General features: G+C 74.2%; 21 protein-coding genes and 1 pseudogene. 8 read left to right on the forward strand and 14 right to left on the reverse strand.

Annotated features, from left to right (window positions below; translation table 11 throughout):
• Positions 1–59: 59 nt before the first annotated feature.
• A complete protein-coding gene (locus tag ABD234_RS02720; protein ID WP_038369983.1) occupies positions 60–920 on the forward strand; it encodes a helix-turn-helix transcriptional regulator in 861 nt (286 codons plus the stop codon).
• On the opposite strand, the gene ABD234_RS02725 is transcribed toward ABD234_RS02720, so the two are convergent.
• From ABD234_RS02725 to ABD234_RS02735, 3 genes are read right to left on the reverse strand one after another with little or no spacing between them, the layout of a single operon-like run.
• Positions 836–3,199: a GNAT family N-acetyltransferase gene (locus tag ABD234_RS02725; protein WP_051486336.1), complete on the reverse strand. Its 2,364-nt coding sequence runs from the start codon at positions 3,197–3,199 to the stop codon at positions 836–838. The genes ABD234_RS02720 and ABD234_RS02725 overlap by 85 nt on opposite strands.
• The gene (locus ABD234_RS02730) at positions 3,196–4,518 is read right to left on the reverse strand and encodes a lysine N(6)-hydroxylase/L-ornithine N(5)-oxygenase family protein (protein WP_038369982.1); all 1,323 of its coding nucleotides are present in this window, start codon (positions 4,516–4,518) and stop codon (positions 3,196–3,198) included. The genes ABD234_RS02725 and ABD234_RS02730 overlap by 4 nt, the downstream gene beginning before the upstream one ends.
• Positions 4,515–6,038: a pyridoxal phosphate-dependent decarboxylase family protein gene (locus ABD234_RS02735; RefSeq protein WP_051486335.1), complete on the reverse strand. Its 1,524-nt coding sequence runs from the start codon at positions 6,036–6,038 to the stop codon at positions 4,515–4,517. Before ABD234_RS02735 ends, ABD234_RS02730 begins: the two co-directional genes overlap by 4 nt.
• Before the next feature lie 127 nt (positions 6,039–6,165).
• Here ABD234_RS02735 and ABD234_RS02740 point away from each other — a divergent pair, with 127 nt between their 5' ends.
• On the forward strand, positions 6,166–6,969 hold the full coding sequence (locus ABD234_RS02740; protein ID WP_038369981.1) for a carbon-nitrogen hydrolase family protein: 804 nt from the start codon (positions 6,166–6,168) through the stop codon (positions 6,967–6,969).
• Here the strand turns inward: ABD234_RS02740 and ABD234_RS02745 are convergent.
• Together ABD234_RS02745 and ABD234_RS02750 are read right to left on the reverse strand one after the other, a co-directional pair.
• A complete protein-coding gene (locus ABD234_RS02745) occupies positions 6,948–8,162 on the reverse strand; it encodes an aminotransferase class I/II-fold pyridoxal phosphate-dependent enzyme (protein ID WP_038369980.1) in 1,215 nt (404 codons plus the stop codon). The two genes, ABD234_RS02740 and ABD234_RS02745, sit on opposite strands and share 22 nt — an antisense overlap.
• A 10-nt stretch (positions 8,163–8,172) precedes the next feature.
• On the reverse strand, positions 8,173–9,741 hold the full coding sequence (locus ABD234_RS02750; RefSeq protein ID WP_232226136.1) for a DHA2 family efflux MFS transporter permease subunit: 1,569 nt from the start codon (positions 9,739–9,741) through the stop codon (positions 8,173–8,175).
• Positions 9,742–9,826: 85 nt separating this feature from the next.
• Between ABD234_RS02750 and ABD234_RS02755 the strand changes: the two genes are divergently transcribed.
• Positions 9,827–10,420, forward strand: coding sequence for a TetR-like C-terminal domain-containing protein (locus ABD234_RS02755; protein ID WP_198025311.1), 594 nt, complete (start codon positions 9,827–9,829; stop codon positions 10,418–10,420).
• Positions 10,421–10,536: 116 nt separating this feature from the next.
• Here ABD234_RS02755 and gatB read toward each other — a convergent pair whose 3' ends face one another.
• The 4 genes from gatB to ABD234_RS02775 are packed head-to-tail and all read right to left on the reverse strand — an operon-like array spanning position 10,537 to position 14,655.
• The gene (gatB, locus tag ABD234_RS02760; RefSeq protein WP_038369979.1) at positions 10,537–12,045 is read right to left on the reverse strand and encodes an Asp-tRNA(Asn)/Glu-tRNA(Gln) amidotransferase subunit GatB; all 1,509 of its coding nucleotides are present in this window, start codon (positions 12,043–12,045) and stop codon (positions 10,537–10,539) included.
• Entirely contained in the window at positions 12,042–13,556 is a 1,515-nt protein-coding gene (gene gatA, locus ABD234_RS02765) for an Asp-tRNA(Asn)/Glu-tRNA(Gln) amidotransferase subunit GatA (protein WP_038369978.1), read from the reverse strand. Before gatA ends, gatB begins: the two co-directional genes overlap by 4 nt.
• Before the next feature lie 4 nt (positions 13,557–13,560).
• Positions 13,561–13,857 (reverse strand): Asp-tRNA(Asn)/Glu-tRNA(Gln) amidotransferase subunit GatC, encoded by a 297-nt coding sequence (gene gatC, locus ABD234_RS02770; RefSeq protein ID WP_038369977.1) that lies wholly within the window; start codon positions 13,855–13,857, stop codon positions 13,561–13,563.
• Between the two features lie 9 nt (positions 13,858–13,866).
• Complete coding sequence (locus tag ABD234_RS02775) at positions 13,867–14,655, reverse strand: GNAT family N-acetyltransferase (protein WP_051486332.1); 789 nt, start codon at positions 14,653–14,655, stop codon at positions 13,867–13,869.
• A 36-nt stretch (positions 14,656–14,691) separates the two neighbouring features.
• Here ABD234_RS02775 and ABD234_RS02780 point away from each other — a divergent pair, with 36 nt between their 5' ends.
• On the forward strand, positions 14,692–15,066 hold the full coding sequence (locus ABD234_RS02780) for a nuclear transport factor 2 family protein (RefSeq protein WP_038369976.1): 375 nt from the start codon (positions 14,692–14,694) through the stop codon (positions 15,064–15,066).
• A 12-nt stretch (positions 15,067–15,078) separates the two neighbouring features.
• Here ABD234_RS02780 and map read toward each other — a convergent pair whose 3' ends face one another.
• Complete coding sequence (gene map / locus ABD234_RS02785; protein WP_344353891.1) at positions 15,079–15,855, reverse strand: type I methionyl aminopeptidase; 777 nt, start codon at positions 15,853–15,855, stop codon at positions 15,079–15,081.
• 57 nt (positions 15,856–15,912) lie between these two features.
• Between map and ABD234_RS02790 the strand changes: the two genes are divergently transcribed.
• The gene (locus ABD234_RS02790) at positions 15,913–16,176 is read left to right on the forward strand and encodes a helix-turn-helix domain-containing protein (protein ID WP_038369973.1); all 264 of its coding nucleotides are present in this window, start codon (positions 15,913–15,915) and stop codon (positions 16,174–16,176) included.
• Here ABD234_RS02790 and ABD234_RS02795 read toward each other — a convergent pair.
• Together ABD234_RS02795 and ABD234_RS02800 are read right to left on the reverse strand one after the other, a co-directional pair.
• Positions 16,145–16,705: a zeta toxin family protein gene (locus ABD234_RS02795; protein WP_038369972.1), complete on the reverse strand. Its 561-nt coding sequence runs from the start codon at positions 16,703–16,705 to the stop codon at positions 16,145–16,147. The genes ABD234_RS02790 and ABD234_RS02795 overlap by 32 nt on opposite strands.
• A complete protein-coding gene (locus ABD234_RS02800) occupies positions 16,695–19,166 on the reverse strand; it encodes an NAD-dependent DNA ligase LigA (RefSeq protein ID WP_038369970.1) in 2,472 nt (823 codons plus the stop codon). The genes ABD234_RS02795 and ABD234_RS02800 overlap by 11 nt, the downstream gene beginning before the upstream one ends.
• A 33-nt stretch (positions 19,167–19,199) precedes the next feature.
• Here ABD234_RS02800 and ABD234_RS02805 point away from each other — a divergent pair, with 33 nt between their 5' ends.
• Positions 19,200–19,835: a GNAT family N-acetyltransferase gene (locus ABD234_RS02805; protein ID WP_344353897.1), complete on the forward strand. Its 636-nt coding sequence runs from the start codon at positions 19,200–19,202 to the stop codon at positions 19,833–19,835.
• Between the two features lie 38 nt (positions 19,836–19,873).
• On the opposite strand, the pseudogene ABD234_RS19155 reads toward ABD234_RS02805, so the two are convergent.
• A pseudogene (locus ABD234_RS19155) lies at positions 19,874–20,062 on the reverse strand (MerR family transcriptional regulator); the annotation flags it as partial.
• Positions 20,063–20,121: 59 nt separating this feature from the next.
• Between ABD234_RS19155 and ABD234_RS02810 the strand changes: the two are divergent.
• A complete protein-coding gene (locus ABD234_RS02810; RefSeq protein ID WP_344353899.1) occupies positions 20,122–20,724 on the forward strand; it encodes an RBBP9/YdeN family alpha/beta hydrolase in 603 nt (200 codons plus the stop codon).
• Here ABD234_RS02810 and ABD234_RS02815 read toward each other — a convergent pair whose 3' ends face one another.
• A complete protein-coding gene (locus tag ABD234_RS02815) occupies positions 20,725–21,639 on the reverse strand; it encodes a LysR family transcriptional regulator (protein WP_038369964.1) in 915 nt (304 codons plus the stop codon). It abuts the gene before it with no gap.
• 70 nt (positions 21,640–21,709) lie between these two features.
• On the opposite strand from ABD234_RS02815, the gene ABD234_RS02820 reads away from it, so the two are divergent.
• Positions 21,710–22,768: a YeiH family protein gene (locus ABD234_RS02820; RefSeq protein WP_344353902.1), complete on the forward strand. Its 1,059-nt coding sequence runs from the start codon at positions 21,710–21,712 to the stop codon at positions 22,766–22,768.
• Positions 22,769–22,816 lie beyond the last annotated feature (48 nt).

Raw genomic sequence — 22,816 nt, forward strand, 5'->3', positions numbered from 1 at the left:
CCGCGCGCGCGGCACCAAGAGCCTGCCACTACTAGTGGTGAAGGTGATAGTTTTCAGGCATGTCGATGGACCAGGCGCGGCGCTCGGAGCTGGGGACCTTCCTGCGCGACCGGCGGGGTGCCGCCGTGCGCGCGGACTACGACCTGCCGCCGGTGGGCCGCGGGCGCACCACCGGGCTGCGGCGCGAGGAGATCGCGTTCCTCTCCGGCGTCTCGGTCACCTGGTACACCTGGCTCGAGCAGGGCCGGGACATCAACCCCTCCCGGCAGGTGATCGACGCGATCGCGGTGAACCTCCACCTCACCGAGGCGGAGCACGACTACGTGCTGGGCCTGGCCGGATTCGCCCCGAACCCCCGGCCGGAGCTCAGCGAGCCGGAGCCGGTCCCCGCGCATGTGCAGCTCCTGCTGGACGCCCTGGACCCGGCGCCCGCCTTCGCCCTCACCCCGCACTGGGACGTGGCGGCGTGGAACACCGCCTACCAGGGTCTGTTCCCCGGAGTGCTGGACACTCCGCCGACGGAGCGGAACCTGCTGCTGCTGATCTTCCTGGACGAGCGCGTGCGCGCCATGCTCCCCCAGTGGGAGCTGACCAGCGCGCAGTTCCTCGCGGAGTACCGCGCCGAGTCCGGCGGCCGCATCGGCGGCCCGCAGCACGTGCGCCTGGTCCAGCACCTGCGCGCGACGAGTCCCGAGTTCGCGCGCGCCTGGGATGCGCACGCCGTCGAGCGCTTCACCTCCCGCCGCCGCCAGTTCGAGCATCCCGTGGCCGGGCACCTCGAGTTCGAGCAGGTCAACGTGCTCCCTCAGGACGTGCCCGAGCTGCGGATCATCAGCTACCTCCCGGCGGCGGGCACGGACACCTCCGATCGCGTCGCAGCGCTCTCCCGCGCCACCGGGTTCGGCATCTCCCCCGCGTAGAGCAGCGACTCCGCCTGGTTGCCGAGGTCGACCATCTGGAGGGTGTTGCGCAGCTGGAGACGGTTCAGGCAGGAGTGGGCGAAGGTCTGCCCGCGCAGGTCCACGTCCCCGGCGAGTCCTCGGGCGAGGCTCGGGTGGTCGGACTCGTAGGCGTCCAGCGTCTGGGCGACCAGGCCCCAGAAGGCATCGGCCCGGATCAGGCCGTCGGCCTCGAGGATCCCGCAGAGATGGCGCAGCACGCCGTCGAAGACGTCGGTCTGGATGGACAGTGCCTTCTCCGCGCCGGTGCTCAGCGCGCGGATCCGGCCGATGACCTCCGGCAGCGGGCGGCGGCCCACGACGGCGACCTCCTCGCCGATGTCCTTGAGGAAGGCGCCCACCACGCGGTGGTCGCGCAGCCTCAGGATGAGGTTCTCGCCGTGCGGCATGAACACCACCTCGTGGGCGAGCAGGGCATGCACCAGCGGGCGCAGGTAGGCGTCGAGGAAGGCGGCGACCCAGGTGCAGGCGTCCAGGCCGGAGGCGCGGATCAGCTCGCCGACGAGGGAGCGGCCGGTGTGGTCGCGGTGCAGGAGGGCGGCCATGGTCATGGCCTGCTCCCCCGGGCCGAGCAGCGGCACCGGGCTCTCCCGCCACAGCGCCGCGAGCATCTTGCGGTGGGGGTTGGGTTCGCGGGTGCGGTGGTAGACGTCCCCGGTGTACCCCAGGGCGGAGCGCTCGCGCAGCACCGAGAAGCCGCGGGCGGCGAACTCCGCGTCCCCGCGCACCAGCTCGGCGACCCAGTCGTTGATGGCGGGCGTGTCGCGCATGTAGCGCGGGGAGAGCCCGCGCAGGAAGCCCATGTTCTGGATCGCGAGGGCGACCTTCACGTACGGCGCCCCCGGCCGGGTGCGGTTGAAGAAGGTGCGCAGGGACTGCTGGGGCTGGTGCTCGTCCCCGCCGGGCCCCAGCGGCACGAGATCGCCCCGGGCGATGTCGGCCGCGAAGGTGATGGGCAGGCGATGCTCGGCCTGCCAGGGGTGCAGCGGCAGCAGGTGGTAGTCGTCCGGGTCCAGCCCGCGCCGGGCCAGACGCCCGGCGAAGGCATCCTGCTCCTCGGGGCTGAGGGCGGTGGCCCGGTGCGCCGGCTCGTCGAGCCCCTCGCCGAGGGACAGGTGGCTGAGCGCGCGACGGGCGGCGACCCACACGAGCCGGGTGCGCCGTCCCTCCTCGGGGGCGTAGGCACGGTAGTCGGACAGCCCGTAGCCGATCCGGCCGTTGCCGGCGAGGAAGCCCGGATGCCCCTCGGTCATGGCCGCCTCGACCGTCTGCAGGTCCGCGTCCACCAGCTGCGGGGAGGTGGGGCGGTTCCCGGCGCGGGCGGCATGGAGCTTCGCGCAGGTGCTCGCGAAGGTGGAGGCGAGCTCTTCGAGGTAGGTCGAGGCGAGGGCGTCGGGCAGGCCCAGCAGGTCCTGGGCCTCGCGGACGAACTCGAGCACGTCCAGCGGCAGGTCCCGGTCCCCGTCGTGCCGGGTGAGGGAGGCCTCCTCGATCAGCCAGTGCTCCAGCGGCAGCAGCCGGGCGCGGAAGCGGTAGCGGGAGGCCGCGCCCGGCAGCTCCAGCTCGTAGCGCCCCTCGCCCAGGTGCCGCGGGGCGAGCATGCGCTCGTGGCTGAACTCGGCGATGGCCTTGGCCAGCAGATGCCGGTGGGCGGTCGCGGCGACATCGGCCGCGAGGTGGGCATGGGGGTCCGTGCCCTCCCCCAGCGGGGAGGCCGCGAAGTCCTCCCGGGTGCACACGCTGAGGACGGCGCGCTTGTCGCCGAGCTCGATCTCCCCCAGGACCCGGAAGCCGGCCGCGGCGTTCTTGGCGAGGATCGCGGTGTTGCGCGCATCGGGCTCGACCACCACGCGCTGGGCGCCGAGCCCGCCCTCGGCGACGGGGCCGAGGCAGAACCGCAGCACGGCCTGCATGACGCGGGCGGTGAACCCGTGGACGGGGTCGCCCTGCGGCGGGCCGATGAGCAGGTGCATGCCGAGATCCCCGGGCCGGGGCGCGAGATGCTCGGCGGGGATGAGGATCGCGGGGTCGTACGTCTCGACGTAGGCCTGCTCGGCGCCGTCCACGGCGAGGATCCACCCGTCCTGACGGGGATCGGCGTCGACCGCCTCGAGGTACTCGCGCACCTCGGGCGGGCGGTGGCGGGTCATCTGCCAGAACACGGCGCGGTCCTCGGCCAGCCAGCGGTGCACCTGCTCGGCGTGGCGGGCGGGGTCGACGGGGGTGAGGTCGATCGTCATGAGAGCTCCTCCTGGAGGACGCCGGCGGGCAGGCCGAAGGTCTGGAAGGCGATGCGCCGTTCGATGGGATACGGTTCGCGCCCGGTGATCGCGGCGAGGACCACGCTCGCGCGCCACGGGCCGAAGCCCAGGTCGGGGGCGGTGACGCCGTGGGTGTGCTCCTCGATGCCGAGGGCGTGGATGCGGCCGGCCGCATCGACGGTGTAGTCGCGGGCCACGTCCAGCCGTCCCTGCGCGTCGCGGCGGATCCGCTCCCCCATCGGCCCCAGCAGATCGGGGACGCCGGCGCGGTAGCCGGTCGCGGCGACCACGGCGCGGGTGCGGTGCTCGGCCCGGGTGCCCAGCAGGCCGTGCTCGAGGGTGAGCACCTGCTCGCCGGTGTCCGCGTCGTGCCGGGCGTCGGTGACGGCCACGTCGCTGAGCAGGGTCGTCGCCGGCGTCCGGCCATCCTGGGAAAGGCGGTACAGCAGGTCGTGGATCTCGTCGATCAGATCTCCGCTGATGCCCTTGTACAGCGAGCGCTGCTCGCGCCCGAGCGCCGCCCGCCGCTCCGGCGGCAGCGAGCGGTACAGGTCGGTGTACTCCGGCGAGGTCATCTCGAGGGTGAGCTTCGTGTACTCCATCGGGAAGAAGCGCGGGGAGCGGGTCACCCAGTCCACGCGGACGCCCCTCGCATCGGCCTCCTCGAGCAGGTCGCGGTAGATCTCCGCGGCGGACTGCCCGCTGCCGACGACGGTCACCGAGCCCGCGGCGAGCAGCTCCTCGCGGTGCTCGAGGTAGCGGGAGCTGTGGACCGCCCCCGCGCCCAGGGACGCCAGCGCCTCGGGCAGCACCGGCGCGGTGCCCAGCCCCAGGGCGACGTGCCGGGCCCGATGCTGCTCGATGCCGGTGGTCGAGCCGTCGGCGCCCAGCACCTCCGCGGTCACCAGCAGATGGTCCTCGCACTCCTGGACCGCGACGACGCGCCGGCGCCAGCGCAGGGTGTCCAGCTGCTCGGCGACCCATCGGCAGTAGGCGTCGTACTCCGAGCGCAGCGGGTAGAAGGACTCGCGGATGTAGAAGGGGTACAGCCGCCCGGTCGCCTTGAGGAAGGCCAGGAAGGAGTAGCGCGAGGTGGGGTCGGCCATGGTCACCAGGTCGGCGAGGAAGGGCACCTGGATGGTGGCGCCCTCGATCATCATCCCGGGGTGCCAGCGGAAGCCGTCCGCCTGGTCGAGGAAGAGCGCGTCGACGTCCTCGAGGGGGTCCGCGAGGGCGGCGAGCCCCAGCCCGAAGGGCCCGATGCCGATGCCGACGAGGTCATGGATGCGCTCGCTCATCGGCGGCCTCCCTCGGCGGCGAGGTCCGCGCCGGCGAGCAGCCCGCGGCCGGTGGCGCGCACCAGGTCCAGGACCGCGGCGACGTCGGCGAGCGTGGCCTCGGGGTTGAGCAGGGTGAGCTTGAGCCAGGGCCTGCCGTCGACCACGGTGCGGGCGACCATCGCCCGCCCGGACTGGAACAGGATCCGGCGGATCAGCGCCACGTGGGCATCGGCGGTCCCGTCGGCCACGTGCGGCGGCTGGAAGCGGAACAGGACGGTGCTGAGGTCGGTGCGCCCCAGCACGGTGAAGTCGCGGTCCTGCGCGAGCAGGTCGTGGACGGCGGCGGCCAGGTCGCAGACCTCGTCGACCATCTCGCCGAGGCGGTCCGCGCCGAGCGCTCGCAGGGTGGTCCACAGCTTGAGCGCGTCGAAGCGGCGGGTGGTCTGCAGCGACTTGTCGACCTGGTTGGGCTCGGCATCGGCCGATGCCGCCTCGGCGGCGGGGTTGAGGTAGTCGGCGTGCCAGGCGGTCGCCGCGAGATCCGCGGGACGGCGCACGATCACGGCGCTCGAGGACACGGGCTGGAAGAAGGTCTTGTGGAAGTCGACGGTCACCGAGTCGGCCCGGTCGATCCCCTCGAGCAGGTGGCGGCGGCGCGCGGAGAGCATCAGCCCTCCGCCGTAGGCGGCGTCCACGTGCAGCCAGGTGCCGCAGGGCGCGCAGGCCTCGGCGATGGCGGGCAGCGGGTCGATGAGGCCGCGGTCCGTGGTGCCGGCGGTCGCGACGACGGCCATCGGCGTGCGCCCCTCGGCGGCGAGGCGGTCCAGGGCCTCGCGCAGCGCGGCGGGGTCCATGCGCCCGCTCGCATCGGCCGCGACGGGGACCACGGCCTGCTCGCCGAGCCCCAGCAGGAGCGCCGAGCGGGCGATGGAGAAGTGGCTCGCCCCGGTGGTCAGGACCCGCAGGTCCGCGGCCGCCTCGAGGCGCGGCCGCGGATCGGCGCGCAGCGCCCGCTCCCGGGCGATGAACAGGGCCTGGAGGTTCGACTGGGTGCCGCCGGAGGTGAACACGCCGTCCCCGCCGGCCAGTCCCAGGCGGTCCGCGGTCCAGCCGATGAGCCGCTGCTCCATGAGCGTGCCGACGAGGGACTGGTCGTAGGTGTCCACGGAGGTGTTGATGGCGGCGAGCATGGCCTCGGCGGCGACGGCGGGCACGGCCACGGGGCAGTTCAGGTGGGCGAGATAGCTGGGGTGGTGGAACCACACCGCGTGGGCGGCGTAGAGCTCGTCGGCCTCGAGCAGGGCGGCGCGGGCCCCGATGCTCCGCTCCCCCAGGGGCACGGCGGCGACGAGCTCCTCGAGGGCGGCGCGGTCCATGCCGGAGGACGGGGCGTTGATCGTCCGGAAGCGATCGGCGAGGCGGTCGACGACCTCGTGCAGCAGGGCGGAGTAGTCACCGGCGGTGCGGGCGCCGAGCAGGGCGCCGGGAGGCGCGGCGGGGTCGCTCGGGTCGGCGACCTGCTGGAGCAGCTCTGACATCGACGAGGTCCTTTCGTTCCGGCCTTAGGGTTGCCTCACCTAAGATCACAGATCGGTCTCGCCGCAACCCCCGGATCCATCGGGATGAGATTCACCACGCCGCCGTCACCTCCCGTAACCTCGGGCCATGGAGACTCCGACCGTCCTGCGCACGGCCGCGGTGCAGCTCGCCCCGGCCGACGACCTCGCCGAGAACCGCCGCGCCGCCGCCGAGGCGATCGCCCGCGCGGCCGATGCCGGGGCGGGGCTCGTGGTGCTGCCCGAGTACGCCCAGTTCTTCGCCCCCGACCTCGCGCGCCGGGCCCCTGATGCCGCGGAGCCGCAGGAGGGCCCCTTCGTCACCGCCCTGGTCGAGGCGGCGCAGCGGCACGGCACGGCGGCCGTCGCCGGCCTCCTCGAGCGCGACGGCCGGCAGGTGCGCAACACCGTCGTCGCCGTGGACGGCACGGGAGTGCTCGCCGCCTACCGGAAGGTGCACCTCTACGACGCCTTCGGCATGCGCGAGTCCGACTGGCTGGCGGCCGGTGCGCCGGAGCAGTCCCCGGTCTTCACCGCGGGAGGGATGACCTGCGGCCTCCAGACCTGCTACGACCTGCGGTTCCCCGAGTCCTCGCGGCGCCTGGTCGATGCCGGGGCCGAGGTGCTGGTCGTGCCGGCGCAATGGGTGCGCGGGCCGCAGAAGGAGCACCACTGGCGCACCCTGCTCACGGCGCGCGCCATCGAGAACACGGTGCACGTGGTCGCCGCCGACCATGCCCCGCCGATCGGCGCCGGCTGCTCGATGATCCTGGACCCGATGGGCGTGACCCTCGCGAGCCTCGGCGAGCAGCACGGCACCGCGATCGCCGACCTCGACCCGGAGCGGACCGCCGCGGTGCGGCGCATCAACCCGGGCCTGGAGAACCGCCGCTACCGGGTGCTGCCCCGCTGAGCCCCGAGGTCGCGCAAACGCCCGGCGGCGTCCTCGAGCAGGGCGTCGGACTTGCAGAAGGCGAAGCGGACGATGCTGCGCAGGTCCTCGCGCTCGGGGCGGGCGAAGGCACCCAGCGGCACCGCGACCACACCGGCCATGCCCGGCAGCTCCCGCACCGCGGTGCGGGCGTCCGCCAGACCCAGGGGTGCGGCATCGGCCAGGGCGAAGTAGCCCGCCGCGGGCGGGGACACCGCGAACCCGGCCTCGGTCAGCGCCCCGACCAGCAGGTCGCGCTTGGCGCGGTAGCGCGTGCGGAGACCCTCGAAGAAGGCATCGGGCAGACGCAGCCCGACGGCGACCGCCGGCTGGAAGGGTGCGCCGCTGACGAAGGTCAGGTACTGCTTGATCGCCATCACCTGCTCGATCAGCGCGGCCGGCCCGCTCACCCAGCCGATCTTCCAGCCCGTGACGCTGAAGACCTTCCCCGCCGAGGAGATCGACAGGGTCCGCTCGAAGCCGCCCGGCCGCGCGGCGATCGGCACGTGCGGGGCCTCGTAGGTGAGGTGCTCGTAGACCTCGTCGGTGACGATCAGCGCGTCGTGGCGGTGCGCGAGGGCGATGATCGCGTCCAGCGCCTCCGGCGCGAGCACGGCGCCGGTGGGGTTGTGCGGGCTGTTGACGAGGATGACCGCGGTGCGGTCGGTCACCGCCGTGCGCAGGCGCTCGAGGTCCAGCCGGTAGTCGGGGCCGTGCAGCTCCACGGGGACGATCTGCGCCCCGGCCAGCGCCGCGAGGGCGACGTACGCGTCGTAGTACGGCTCGAGCACGACGATCTCGTCCCCGGGGTTCAGCTGCGAGAGCAGGGTCGCCGCGAGCGCCTCGGTCGCCCCGGCCGTGACGAGGATCTGCGGGTCCTCGAGGGAGATGCCGTGGAACCGGCGCTGATGCTCGGCGATCGCCGCGATCAGGTCCGGCTCGCCGCGGCCGGGCGAGTACTGGTTCACCCCGTCGCGGATCGCTCGGATCGCCGCCTCGGTGACCTCGGGCGGACCGGGCTCGTCGGGGAAGCCCTGGCCGAGGTTCAGCGCCCCGGTCCGCCGGGCGAGCGCCGTCATCTCGGCGAAGATCGTCGGTGCCGGGGCCCCGTCCGGGCCCAGCAGTCCGGCGGCCGCGGCGGCGCGGCGCCAGGGAGCATCGGGAGCGTCGTTCACCTGCGTCAGGCTACGCGATGCCCGCGGCGGATCGGGCGCGCGGCGTCGCGGGGCGCGGCGTGAGGGCGGTGGCGGCGACGACCGCGCCGAGGAGGGCCACGCCGGCGCCGACGAGCGAGGAGGCGTGGAAGCCGGCGACGAAGGCGTCGTCGGAGGCGGCGGAGATCGCCGCGGCATCGGGGATGCTCGCGCCGAGGGCGTCGAGGACGGCCTGCGTCGCCTGGAGGGAGGCGGCGGCGGTGTCGCGGATCCCGGCGGGGAGCCCGTCGAGGTGGCCGTCGATCCGGGCACGGTAGACGCCGGTGAGGACCGCGCCGAGCAGGGCGGTCCCGAGCGCGCCTCCGACCTGCCGGAAGGCGTTGCTCGTCGCGGAGGCGGTACCGGCGCGCTCCCGAGGGACGGAGGCCATGATGGCGGCCGACGCGGAGGGCATGATGAGCGCGATGCCGACGCCGATGAGGAACAGCGCGACCTCTGCGATCCAGAGCGGGCTGGCGATGCCCAGGGTGGCCAGCAGCAGCATCGCCGCGGCGAGGGCGAGCATCCCCAGCGCCCCCGTGGTGCGGGCGCCGACGCGTGCGGCGAGCCGCGGGGTCCGCGCGGACAGCACGAGCTGGGCCAGGGCGAGGGGCAGCATGAGCAGACCGGTGGTGAGCACGTCGAGCCGGCGGAGCCCGAGCAGGTAGAACGCGACGGTGAACGTGACGCCGAGCAGGGCGAGGAACGCGAGCATCATGACGACGATGGAGCCGGAGAACTCGCGCGCCCGGAACCAGTCGAGCGGGAGCAGCGGCGCCGCGGCGTGACGCTCCCGGACGACGAACCCCGCGAGCACGAGGGCTCCGGCGAGCACGACCGCCCAGACGCGAGCGCTCGTCCACTCGCCGGTGTCGCCGCCCTCGATGATGCCGTCGACGAGCAGCACCATGCCCAGCAGCGAGAGCGCGACGCCGGGGATGTCGAGCCGTCCCGGGCGAGGATGGCGCGATTCGGGCACGACCAGGGCCATCGCCACGAGGGCGATCGCGACCAGGGGGACGTTGACGAGGAAGATCGACCCCCACCACAGGTGGTCGAGCAGCAGGCCTCCGAGGATCGGACCGGCCGCGACGGCGACGCCGACGCCGCCGGACCAGATGCCGATCGCCGTGGGCCGCTCGCGGGGGCTGAAGGTGTGCGCGATGATCGCGAGGGTCGTGGGGGTGATCAGGGCGGCTGCGAGGCCGAGCACGGAGCGCCCGGCGATGAGCATCGGGCCGCTGGTCGACAGCGCGCACCCCGCGGACGCGAGCCCGAACAGCACCATCCCGGCCAGGAGGACGCGCTTGCGGCCCAGTCGGTCGGCGAGGGCCCCGGCGGTGAGCAGCCCTCCGGCCATGACCAGGGTGTAGGAGTTGATCGCCCACAGCAGCTCGCCCTGCGTCAGGCCGAGCCCTGCTGGGGCGGGCCGGGAGAGGCGCTGCACGGCCACCCCGAGGATCGTCGTGTCCAGCTGCACCACGAGCAGGCTCAGCACGAGCGTGCCCAGCACCCACCACCGCCGCGGCGAGCCGTCCCATGAGGTGTTCTCCGTCGACATCCGCATCTCCTAACGCATCATATGTTGCGATTACGGTAGGGCGGATGGGGCAACGATGCAACACGTGATGCGTTAGCATGTGGGGGTGCACACCGATGCCGTCACCGAACGAACCGGCGGGCGCAGCGCCCGCATCCGAGCCGCTGCGCTCGGCGCGCTCGCCGAGCTGCTCGACGAGCAGCCGGCCGATGCCATCACGACGTCGGAGGTCGCACGACGTTCCGAGGTGAACCGGACGACGCTGCATCGGCGCTGGGGCGGGATGCCGGGGCTCCTCGCCGACCTGGCCGTCGAGGAGCTCAACGTGCACAGTCCGCTCCCGGAGGACGCCGGCGACCTGCGCACCGAGCTGCGGCAGTGGGCGGAGCGCGTCATCACCGCGCTCAATCGGCACCAGGCCGGGCGCTCGCCCTTCGTCGCCGCCCTGCTGCGCGCCGTCCAGGACGGTCACGCGCCCGGCGAGCTCCTCCAGGGGCGCCTCGACGTCCTCGATCAGATGCTCGCGCGCGCCGCCGAGCGCGGCGAGCAGGTGAGGCTGACCGCGTACGACCTCGTGGAGATCGTCCTCCTGCCGATCTACGCCGCCCGGCTCCTCGCGCCCGAGCCCCTCGCGCCCGAGCTCGCGGACCGTCTCGTCGACCGCTTCCTGACGCTCAACGCGTCGTCCCCTGGGACGTGACGCGTCGCGGGGCTCCGTCGGGTCGTCGCGGATCACCGACCTGACGGCGCCCGGACGGAACGCGGGGTGCGATCGAGACGAGCTCGATCGCACCCCGCGTCGGTGCAGCGGTGACGTCAGCCGTCGACGCCCAGCTTCTCCAGGATGATCTCGCGGACACGGCCGGCATCGGCCTGGCCGCGGGTCGCCTTCATGATCGGGCCGATCAGCGCGCCGATCGCCTGGACCTTGCCGCCGCGGATCTTCTCCACGACGCCGGGGTTGTCGGCGATCGACTGGTCGACGGCGGCGGAGAGCACCGAGTCGTCGGAGACGACCGCGAGGCCCTCCTCCTCCACGATCGCGGCGGGATCGCCCGCACCCTCGAGGACCTTGCCCAGGACCTGCTTGGCGATCTTGTCGTTGATCTTCCTGCCGTCCACGAGGCCCTGCAGCTCGGCGACCTGCGCGGGGGTGACGCCGAGGCCGTCCAGCTCCACCTCGCGCTCGTTGGCCACGCGCGCCAGCTCACCGGTCCACCACTTGCGGGCGGCCTGCGCCGGCGCACCGGCGGCGACGGTCTGCTCGATGAGGTCGAGGGCGCCGGCGTTGAGGACGTCGCGCATCTCGAGGTCGCTGAAGCCCCACTCGCCCAGCAGGCGACGACGACGCGCCGCCGGCAGCTCGGGCAGGGTGGCCCGCAGCTCCTCGACCCACTCGCGGCTGGGCGCGACGGGCACCAGATCGGGCTCCGGGAAGTAGCGGTAGTCCTCCGCATCGGACTTCACGCGGCCCGAGGACGTCGATCCGGTGTCCTCGTGGAAATGCCGGGTCTCCTGGATGACGGTGCCGCCCTGATCGAGGATCGCCGCCTGGCGGGAGATCTCGAAGCGCACCGTCCGCTCGATGGAGCGGAAGGAGTTGACGTTCTTCGTCTCGGTGCGGGTGCCCAGCGGCGCATCGGGCGAGGTGCGCAGGGAGACGTTGATGTCCGCACGCACGTTGCCGCGCTCCATGCGCGCCTCGGAGACCTCCAGCGTCCGGAAGATGTCGCGCAGGGTGCGCACGTACGCGGCGGCGACCTCCGCGGCCCGCTTCCCGGTGCCGGGGATCGGGCGGGTGACGATCTCCACCAGCGGGACGCCCGCACGGTTGTAGTCGACCAGGGAGTGCGTCGCCCCATGGATGCGCCCGGTCGAGCCGCCGACGTGGGTGTTTTTGCCGGCGTCCTCCTCCATATGGGCGCGCTCGATCTCCACGCGGACGATCTCGCCGTCCTCCAGCTCCACGTCGACCCAGCCGTCGTGGGCGATCGGCTCGTCGTACTGGGAGGTCTGGAAGTTCTTGGTGAGGTCCGGGTAGAAGTACTGCTTGCGCGCGAAGCGGCACGACTCGGCGATCTCGCAGTTCAGCGCGAGACCGATCTTGATCGCGTACTCCACGGCCTTGCGGTTGACCACCGGCAGCGTGCCGGGCAGGCCCAGGGAGACCGGGGTGATCGCCGTGTTCGGCTCGGCGGCGAAGATGTTCGGCGCACCGTCGAACATCTTGGTGGCGGTGCCCAGCTCCACGTGCACCTCGATGCCGAGCACCGGGTCGTAGCGCTCCAGGGCGGTGTCGAAGTCGACCAGGTCCACAGCGCTCATCGCGCGATCCCTCCACTCAGTTCCGGGGCCTGGGCCAGCAGCGGCCCGCCCCACGAGTCCTCGAGCAGCGCCTCGAGCGCGCCGCCCACGCGGTACAGGCGGTCATCGGCGCGCACCGGGGCGAGGAACTGGATGCCCGCGGGCAGCCCGTCCTCCGCGAGACCGCTGGGCAGCGAGATGCCCGGGGTCCCGGCGAGGTTCGCCGGGATGGTCGCCACGTCGTTGAGGTACATCGCCAGCGGGTCCGAGGTCTTCTCGCCGAGGCGGAAGGCGACGGTCGGCGCGGTCGGCGAGGCGAGCACGTCGACGCTCTCGAAGGCCGCGGCGAAGTCGCTCTGGACCAGCGTGCGCACCTTCTGGGCGCTGCCGTAGTAGGCGTCGTAGTAGCCGGCCGAGAGCGCGTACGTCCCCAGCAGGATGCGGCGCTTGACCTCGTCGCCGAAGCCGGCGCCGCGGGTGGCCTTCATGACCGCCTCGGCCGTCGGGCTCTCCTCGGGCACGACTCGCAGGCCGAAGCGCATGCCGTCGAACTTCGCGAGGTTGCTCGAGGCCTCCGAGGGCATGATCAGGTAGTAGGCGCCCAGCGCGTACTGGAAGTTCGGGCAGGAGACCCGGACGATCTCCGCGCCGGCGCCCTCGAGCGCGGCGAGGGACTCCTCGAAGCGGGCCCGCACCAGCGGGTCGAAGCCCTCCCCCTCGAGCTCCTCGATGACGCCGATCCGCAGGCCCTTCACGTCCTGCGCGCGGGCCGCCTCGGTGAAGGAGCCGAAGCCGCCCTCCAGCGAGGTCGAGTCGCGGGGATCGTGCCCGCCGATCAGCTCGTGCAGCGCCGCGGCGTCCTGCACGGTGCGGGTGACGGGGCCGGCCTGGTCCAGGGAGCTGGCCATCGCGATCAGTCCATAGCGGGAGACCGAGCCGTAGGTGGGCTTCACGCCGACGGTGCCGGTGACCGATGCCGGCTGGCGGATCGAGCCGCCGGTGTCGGTGCCGATCGCCAGCGGCGCCTCGTAGGCGCCGACGGCCACGGCGGAGCCGCCGCCGGAGCCGCCGGGGATGCGCTCGCGGTCCCACTGGTTGCGCGTGGGGCCGAAGGCGCTGTTCTCGGTGGAGGAGCCCATGGCGAACTCGTCCATGTTGGTCTTGCCGAGGATCGGCAGGCGCGCCGCGCGCAGGGACTGCACGAGCGTCGCGTCGTACGGCGGGATCCAGCCCTCGAGGATCTTCGAGGCGGCGGTCGTGGGCATGCCCTGCGTGACCACGACGTCCTTCACGGCGACGGGAACGCCGGCCAGCTCGTGCAGCTCCTCGCCGGCCGCGCGGGCGGCATCGACCTCACGGGCGGTGGCCAGGGCCTCCGCCTCGCTGACGTGCAGGAAGGCGTTGAGGTCGCCGTCGACGGCGGCGATGCGATCGAGGTGGGCGCGCGTGAGCTCCTCGGAGGACAGCTCGCCCTCGCGCAGCGCGCGCGCCTGGTCGATCGCGGACAGGCGGATCGGATCGGTGGTGCTCATCGGGTCACTCCTCCCCCAGGATCTGCGGGACGCCGAAGCGCCCGTCCTCGGCATCGGGGGCGGCGGCGAGCGCGGCCTCCTGCGTGAGGGTGTCGGTGACGACGTCCTCGCGGAAGACGTTCGTCATGGGGATGGGGTGGCTGGTGGCGGGCACGTCCGAGGTGGCGACCTCCGACACGGATGCGACAGCGTCCATGATGGCGTCGAACTCCCCGGCGAAGCGGGAGATCTCGTCATCGGTCAGCTGGATCCGTGCGAGGTCGGCGAGGCGTGCGACGTCGTCTCGTCCGATCGTTGGCATGGGTCCATCCTAGGTCGCCCGGCCGGGAGGCCGCGCATCGGGCCCGATGCGGTAGTGGTACCCGGCGAAGCGGGCGAACCCGAGGCGGCGGTACAGCCGCAGCGCGGCGGGATTGTCGGTCTCCACCTCGAGCAGCGCCTGCTCGGCCCCGGCCGCGGCGGCCGATGCCAGCAGCGACTGCGTCACCGCGCGGCCGAGCCCTCGGCGCCGGTGCGCCGGATCGGTGGCCACGCAGTTCACCACGGCCGTGCGGCGCCGGCCCTGGTCCACGAGCGCGGCGCGGCCGACGGCCGTGTCGGACACGGCGACGTGCACGGCCGGCGTCCCCGCCAGGATGTCGCGCACGGTCTCGCGGGCATGCTCGCCCTCGCGGGGGCTGAGCCGCCACAGCGTCTCGAACCAGTCCTCGGGAAGGGGGCCGACGTCGATGCGGGCCGCCGGGTCCGGGGTGTGCGCGCCGGTCAGGGGCAGGGCCAGCAGGTCGCAGACCGGGCCGATGCGGTAGCCCCGCGCCGCCAGCAGGTCGTCGAGCGCATCGGGTCCGTGCCCGGGCAGGACGCGGAACAGGGGACGCTCCCCGGTGAGGGCGCAGAGCTGCTCGATGCGGTCGACGGCGCCGGCGGGGTCCGCCGGGGCGTCCAGGGCCACGGCGCTGTTGGCCCGGCGGGTGACGCCGCGCGATCGGAGCAGGGCGAAGCCCTCCACGTCGATCCGCGCGAGCGGGCGCCACCCTCCCAGGAGCGTCTCGACCAGGCCGGATCCGGAGGGCGGGGCGATGCGGGGGCGGCGCGGCGTCATCGGCCGATCGTATCGCCGGCGTGGCAGTCTGGAACCATGAGCACCCTCACCCTGGATGAGGTCCTGCCCCTCGAGCGCGCCGGCTGGGACGCCCTGTGCGCCTCCCGCGGCGGTGCGTTCTACGGCGGGATGATGACCGACGACGCCGTGTTCGTGCTGGTCGACGGCTCGGCCCTGACGCGCGACGAGGTGGTCGCCTCCTTGGACGGCGCCCCGGCCTGGGACGGGTACGAGATCTCCGGGGCCCGGCTCGTGCAGGTCGGGCAGGATGCGGCCGCGATCGTCTATCGGGCGCGCGCCGTCCGCGACGACCTGCCTGCCCCCTTCGAGGCCCTCATGTCCAGCATCTACACGGTGCGCGACGGGCGCCCGCGCCTGGCGCTGTACCAGCAGACGGCGCTGCCGCGCTGAGGCCCCCCGCGCTCAGGCGGACGGCGGCAGGGTGAGGACCTCGGCCTCGCCCTCGGTGATGAGCACGGTGTGCTCGGTGTGGGCGGCGCGGGATCCGGTGGCGCTGCGCAGCGTCCAGCCGTCGGGGTCCGTGATCAGACGGTCGGTGTCCTCCATCACCCACTGCTCGAGCGCGAGCATCAGCCCGGGCCGCAGGCGCAGGCCGCGGCCGGGCCGGCCGATGTTCGCCACGTGCGGGTCCTGGTGCATGGTCGAGCCGATGCCGTGCCCGCCGAACTCCCGGTTGATCCGGTACCCGGCGGCGGAGAGCTCCCGTCCGATCGCGTGCGAGATGTCCCCGATGCGCGCGCCCCCGGTGGCGGCCGCGATGCCGGCGGCGAGGGCCGTGCGGGTGGCGGCGATCATGTGCTCGTCCTCGGGGCGGCCCGCGCCTCCGACGACCATGCTGAGGGCGGCATCGGCCGCGACTCCCTCGAGGGTGAGGGCGAGGTCGAGGGTGAGCAGGTCGCCCTCGACGAGCTCGAGGTCCCGGGGCATGCCGTGCAGCACGGCATCGTTCACGGCGGTGCAGATCCAGTGGCCGAAGGGGCCGGACCCGAAGGAGGCCTCGTAGTCCACGTAGCAGGAGCGCGCCCCGGCGCCGAGGATCATCTCCCGGGCCCAGCGGTCGATGTCCAGGAGGTTCGTCCCGGGGACGGCGCGGGTGCGCAGCGTCGCGAGGATCTCGCCGACCAGCGCTCCGCTGCGGCGGGCGCGGGCGATCTCGGCAGGGGTCAGGATCTCGATCACGGCGTACCTCCGGTATTCCTATCCCGGTAAGACTATCCCGGTATTAGAATCGGCGCCATGGTCCGTCTCCCTCTCACCCCCGACGAGGTCGCACGCGGCGAACGGCTGGGCGCGCTGCTGCGCCGGGCCCGCGGCAGGCGCACGATCCTCGAGGTCGCGCTCGCGGCCGGCATCTCGCCGGAGACGCTGCGCAAGATCGAGTCGGGCCGCGTCGCGACCCCGGCGTTCTCGACCGTCGCCTCGCTCGCGGGCGTGCTCGGCCTCTCCCTCGACGCGGTGTGGGCGGAGATCAGCGCGGCGGCGCAGGAGGGCGCCGCGTAGCCGACCAGCCGGCTTCGGCCAGCACGTGCTGGGCCACCTCCCGCGGCGCCCGGCCCCGGACGTCCACGGTGAGGTCGGCGGCGGCCTCGGCCTCGAGGATCGCGTCGAGCTCGCCGCTGCGCTCGAGGTGCCAGTCGCGCTCGGCACCCTCCTCGTGGCGGCCGTGCAGGCGGCGCCGGACCTCGGCGAGGTCGACCCGCAGCCGGCACACGAGCACGGGGCCGCCGACGGCCTCCTCGTACCCCTCCCGCGCGCCGGGGCCCTCCACCACGCCGGCGAGCACGAGGCGCTGCGCCCCGGCCCGGCGGTAGGTCGCGGCGAGGGCCCGGAGGTTCTCGAGCTCGAGGGCCGTGTGGAAGGGGTCGTCCTCGGGAGCGGGCCACATGCGCCGGATCTCGTCGAGGTCGATCACCGCATGGGGCGTCCCCGCCGCGGCCAGGAGGTCCCCGATCGCGTAGGCGGTCGTCGTCTTCCCGGCGCCGACGGTGCCGCTGAGCAGCAGCACCTCGGCGCGCGGCTCAGGCGTCATCGGCCGGGGCCTCGGGCAGCGCCTCGATGCCGCCCTCGAGGACGGCGCGGAAGCCGGCCTCGTCGGTGATCGGGACGCCGAGGTCGCGGGCCTTGTCCGCCTTGGAGCCGGCGTTCTCCCCCACCACCACGAGATGCGTCTTCTTGGAGACGGAGCCGGAGGCCTTGCCGCCGCGCGCGATGATCGCCTCCTTGGCTCCGTCACGGCTGAAGCCCTCCAGGCCGCCGGTGACCACGATCGTCACGCCCTCGAGGGTGCGCACGAAGCCCTCCTCGACGTCGTCGACCATGCGCACCCCGCTGCGCTCCCAGCCGCGCACGAGCTCCTCGTGCCAGTCCACGGAGAACCACTCGCGCACGGACTCGGCGATGATCCCGCCCACGCCGTCGGTGTCGGCGAGCTGCTCGACGCTCGCCTCGCGGATCGCATCCATCGAGCCGTACGCGGTGGCCAGCGAGCGGGCCGCCGTGGGGCCGACGTGCCGGATCGACAGCGCCACCAGCACCCGCCACAGGGGCTGCGTCTTCGCCTTCTCGAGCTCGGCGAGGAGGGTCTCGGTGTTCTTCGACGGGCGGGCGGGGGTGCGCAGGCGCCATTCCTGCTCGCGCTTGTAGAAGTGCCAGTCGTCCTTGGACCAGAAGGCCCGCGAGACCCGCCAGGTGCCGGTGGGCTCCCCGTTCCTGCGCTCGGGCTGCCAGATGTGCACGTCGCGGAGGTCCTCCGCGGTGAGGTCGAAGAGGTTCGCGCCGGTGCGGACGACGGGCTCCTGCAGCCCGGGCAGGCGGGGATCGTCCTCCTCGCGGATCTCGACCGTCTCGGCATGCTCCCCGTGGTCCACCAGGATCGGGTGGCCGGCGCGCAGCGCGGCGAGGGCCTCGGGGCGGCGCCGGTCCGGGTCGGTGAGCGCGAGGGCGCTCTCGTCGCCCAGGGACTCGATGTCGAAGGCCCCGCGGGAGGCGGCGTGGGCGATGCGGCCGGTGACCTGGCTGGGGCAGTCCCGGGTGTTGGGGCAGCGCCAGTCCTTGTCCCCCTCCTTCTCGGGACGGATCTCCGTCCCGCAGGACGGGCAGGCCGTCGGCATGATGAAGGGCCGCTCGGTGCCGTCGCGCAGCGCCTCGACGGGGCCGACGATCTCCGGGATCACGTCCCCGGCCTTGCGCAGCACGATCATGTCGCCGATGAGCACGCCCTTGCGCTCGACGTCGAACTGGTTGTGCAGGGTCGCGAACTCGACCGTGGACCCGGCCACCGCCACCGGCTCCATCACGCCGAAGGGGGTGACGCGCCCGGTGCGGCCCACCTCGACCTGGATGTCGAGCAGCCGCGTGGTGACCTCCTCCGGCGGGTACTTGTAGGCGATCGCCCAGCGGGGGGCGCGGGAGGTCGAGCCCAGGCGGCGCTGGTCGGCGAAGGCGTCGATCTTGATGACGATGCCGTCGATCTCGTGCTCGACGTCGTGGCGGTGCTCGCCGTAGCGCTCGACGTAGGCCAGGACGTCGTCGACCTCGTCGACGACGGTCATGTACGCGCTGGTGGGCAGGCCCCATTCCGCCAGCAGCGCATAGACCCCGCTCTGCGAGGCGACGGGCGGGTCCGGCCACGCGCCCACGCCGTGGACGGTCAGCGACAGGGCCTCCAGGCGGGCCATCCCGGCCTCCAGCTCGAGGCCGTCCTTCTTGTCCACGCGCTGGCGCAGCCCGCCGCTGGCGGCGTTGCGCGGATTGGCGAAGGCGGGGAAGCGCCGCTCGGCCCGCACCCGCTCGAGGGACTCGTCGAAGTCCTTCCGACCGGCGGTGGTACGCGCCTCCCAGCGGGCGCGGGCATCGGCCACGGCGCGCTCGCGCAGCTCGACCTGCAGCTCGTTCAGCCGCGCGAAGGCCGCGGTGGAGATGAAGACCTCCCCGCGCACCTCGACGATCGGGGGGTGCCCGGTGCCCGCGAGACGCTGCGGGATCTGGGCGATGTGGGCGACGTTGAAGGTGACATCCTCCCCGGTGCGGCCGTCCCCGCGGGTCGCGGCGGAGGTGAGGACGCCGTCCTCGTACCGCAGGGAGATCGCGAGCCCGTCGATCTTCAGCTCGGTCAGCCACGCGGTCCCATGGCCGAGCTCCTCGCGGGTCTTCTCGCACCACTCGCGCAGCTCCTCGCGGGAGAACACGTTGTCCAGGCTCAGCATGCGCTCGGCGTGGTCCACCGGCTGCAGCTCGCTGCCGATCCCGCCGCCGACCGTCTGCGTCGGGGAGTCCTCCTTGGCCAGCTGGGGGTTCTCCGCCTCGAGGGTGCGCAGCTCCTTCTCGAGCTCGTCGTACTGCGCGTCCGTGAGGGACGGCGCCTCGTGGACGTAGTACTCCTCGCGCGCCTGCTCGATGCGCGCGGTCAGCTCGGCGATGCGCTGCTGGGCGCTGCGGTCCGGGGTCTCCTGCGGGTCCTGGCTCTGGCTCACCGGACCATTCTCGCCCATCGCACCGACAGCCGCAGGATCTACGCTGGGCCGATGATCTCCCGCAGCATCCGCCGCGCCTCCCCCGCCGACATCCGTGCCCTGCAGGGCATCGAGGCCGCGGCCGACGAGCTCTTCGCGCCCTTGTTCGGCCCGCAGCCCTTCGGCCCGGATTCCGCGGCCGACGGCGCGGCCCGGGCGACGGAGCCCGGGTTCGTCCTCGTCGTCGCGGAGGCCGAGGACGGGCCCGCGATCGGCTTCGCGCACGTGCTGTGGCCCTTCACGGCGGGGGACGCCCATCTCGAGCAGCTCGCGGTGCTCCCCGCGCACCTGCGGCGCGGCCACGGGAGGGCGCTGGTCGAGGCGGCGGTGCGCGAGGCCTCCGGGCACGGGGCCCGGCGCATGACGCTGCGGACCTTCGCGCAGGTGCCCTGGAACGGTCCGTTCTACGCGGCCTGCGGCTTCGCGCCCATCGCACCGATCCCGCACCCCGCCCACCGCGCCATGGTCGCCGTCGAGGAGCGCCTGGGGGCTGGCGGAGCTGGGCGAGCGCGTCCTCATGGCGCGGGATCTGGGCTCTCCAGCGCTCTGAGCGCTCCGCGCGTCCGCGCGATCCGGTCCTGCTCCCGGTCCAGCCGGGCCTCGATGCGGTCCAGCTCCGCCCGCAGGTCCGGGCACATCACCAGATGATGCGCATCCGTGCCGTCGCGCACGCAGTCGAGGTAGAGCCGGACGGCGCGGGTGCCGAGCCCCGCGGCGAGCATGACCCGGATGCGGGCGACGGCGGCGAGATCCTCCGCCGCGTACTCGCGGTACCCGCCGGAGGTGCGACGGGGCTCCAGCAGCCCCGCCTGCTCGTAGTGGCGCAGCGACCGCGGGCTCACCCCGGCGGCCCGCGCGAACTCCCCGATCAGCACCCGTCCTCCTCCTGCCCTGCTTGAGCTTCACCCTAGCGGCAGGCCCTACCGTCCCGGCCATGACCTCTCGCACCCCGCACCGGATCGTCCTCGTCCACGGCTACGGCGCCACCCCGCAGGACCACTGGTTCCCGTGGCTCTCCCGGCTCGGCATCCCCGTGGACGCCCCTGCCCTCCCCGATCCCACGGCGCCGCGCGCGCAGGAATGGATCCCGCGCGCCGCCGCCGCGATCGGCCGCACCGATTCCCGCACGGTCGTGGTCACGCACAGCCTGGGCGGCATCACCGCACTCCAGGCCCTCGCGCGGCTGCTTCGGGACGGCCGGGCCCGGGAGCCGCTGGCAGGGTTCCTCGCCGTCGCCCCGTTCGTCGATCCGCTCCCGGCCGTCGGCGACCCGCAGCTGGACGCGTTCCTGGACCGCGGACTGGGCGGGTTCCTCGAGGGCTTCGCGCCGGAGGCGATCCGCGAGCTGCTGGGACCGGTGACGGTCCTGCGCTCCGACGACGACGCGATCGTCCCCGCCGCGCACAGCGACCGGACCGCCGAGGCCCTGCGGGCCGAGACCGTGATCGTCCCCGGGGCCGGGCACTTCCTCGCCGAGGACGGCGTCCGGGAGCTCCCGGCTCTGGGCGCCTTGCTGGCCACCCTGCTGGGCGGCTGATCAGCGCTGCGCGTCGAGGAGGGCCTGCAGGGCCCCGTCCAGCCGCGCGGGGCGCGGGCCGTTCCAGACGACGCGCAGCAGGCGATGCAGCGCGACGCCGCGCACGGGGATGCTCACGAGCGTGCCCTCGCGCAGGTCCGCGTCGACGATCAGCTCGCTGAGCACGGCGGGGCCGGCGCCGCCGGCGACGGCGGTGCGCACGGCGGCGTTGGAGTGCAGCACCAGCGCGGGCTCGGCGAGCGGACGCGGCGCGAGCGCCTGGCGCAGCACCTCCCGCGTCCCGGACCCCTCCTCGCGCACCACCAGCGGCGTCGCGGCGAGCTGCGCGGCGTCGACCCCGTCGCGCCGCCGCTGCGGGTCCCGGGCCCAGGCGTGGGTGGGCGCGACCACGGCGACCAGGCGGTCCCGGCCGATGACGAGGGACCCCAGCCCGGCGGGCTCCTCGGCGCCCTCGACGAAGCCGATGTCGGCACGGCCGCGCCGCACCGCCGCGAGGACGCCGCTGGAGTTGTCGACCTCGAAGGACGCCGGGACCCCGGGGAGGTCCGCCGCGAGCGCGGCGAGGAAGACCGGCATGAGGCGCTCGGCGACGGTCTGCGAGGCGATGATGCGCACGCGCCCCTCCCCGGCGGCGGTGCGGACCTGCTCGACGAGATCGTCCGTCGCGTCCAGGACGCGCCGGGCGTGCTCGAGGGCGACGCGGCCGGCGGCCGTGGGCTCGGATCCCCGGGAGCCGCGGTCGATCAGCCGCGCGCCCAGCCGCCGCTCGAGGCGGGACAGGGTGCGCGAGGCGTTGGGCTGCGCGATCCCGAGGGCGCCGGCCGCGGCGGAGAGGCTGCCGAGGTCGCCGACGGCCACCAGCAGCTCGAGGGCGTCGAGGTCCGGGCGGGCGGCATGCACGGGCAGGGCAGGCATATCGCTGATGATATGGGTCCTGGTCGATCGAGGGCTACCCCTGCGTCCCCGCGGAGGGGACCGTGGAGGCATGTCCCCGCGCTCCGCCCTCCGTCCCGTCCCCGCCCTCCCCGCGCCCCCGCAGCGGCGCCGGCTGCTGCCCGGCCTCGGGCTGGGCCTCGGGGCCGGGGCGATCGCGGTCGCGGCGGGCGCGGCGGTGCCCGCCGCCTCCCCCGCCCTGGTGGCGATCGTGCTGGGGGCGGGCCTGGCCAACACCGGGGTGCTCGGGCCGGCCGTCCGACCGGGCCTGGACGCGACCGCGACGACGGTGCTGCGCGCGGGCATCGTGCTGCTGGGCCTGCAGCTCGCGCTCGGCGACGTGCTCGCCCTCGGGCCGGCGGTGCTCGGGGTGATGGCCGCGGTGGTGGCCCTCGGCATCGGCGCCGGGCTGCTGCTGGGCCGCCTGCTGCGCCTGCCGCCGATGCTGACGATCCTCATCAGCTGCGGATTCTCCATCTGCGGGGCCGCGGCGGTCGCAGCGACCGCCGGGACCCTCGCCGCGCAGGGATCCGAGCGGGAGCGGCTGCGCGCGCACACCGCGACCGCGGTCGCGCTCGTGGTCGTCGTCGGCACGGCGATGATCCCGCTGCTGCCCCTCGCCGCGGGCGCGCTGGGGCTCGCGCCGCAGACCGCGGGGACCTGGGCGGGAGCCTCGATCCTCGAGGTCGCGCAGGTGGTGGCGGCCGGGAGCCTGCTGGGGCCGGAGGCGCTGGACGCGGCGGTGCTGGTGAAGCTGGGCCGCGTCCTGCTGCTCGCCCCGGTGATCGCGGCGCTCACCCTCGCGCTGCGCTCCCGCAGCGCCGCGCCGGGCGCCGCGGAGGGCGGGGCCCGGCCGCCGCTGGTGCCCGTCTTCGTGATCGGGTTCCTGCTCGCGGTGCTGGTGCGCTCGAGCGGGCTCGTGCCCCCGGCGGTGCTCGGCGCCGCGCAGCTCGTGCAGTCCGTGCTGCTGGCCGCGGCGATGTTCGCGCTCGGCACGGGCGTGCGGTGGGCGCTGCTGCGCCAGGTGGGCGGGCGGCCCGTGGCCCTCGCGCTCGCGCTGGGCGTGATCGTCACCGGCACGGGGCTGCTCGGGGCCGTGCTCACGGCCTGATCTCGAGGACCGGGCGCCCTTCCGAGGGACGCCCCGCGGCCGTAGCCT

The organism is Brachybacterium phenoliresistens (genome assembly GCF_039530785.1).
Lineage (GTDB): Bacteria > Actinomycetota > Actinomycetes > Actinomycetales > Dermabacteraceae > Brachybacterium > Brachybacterium phenoliresistens.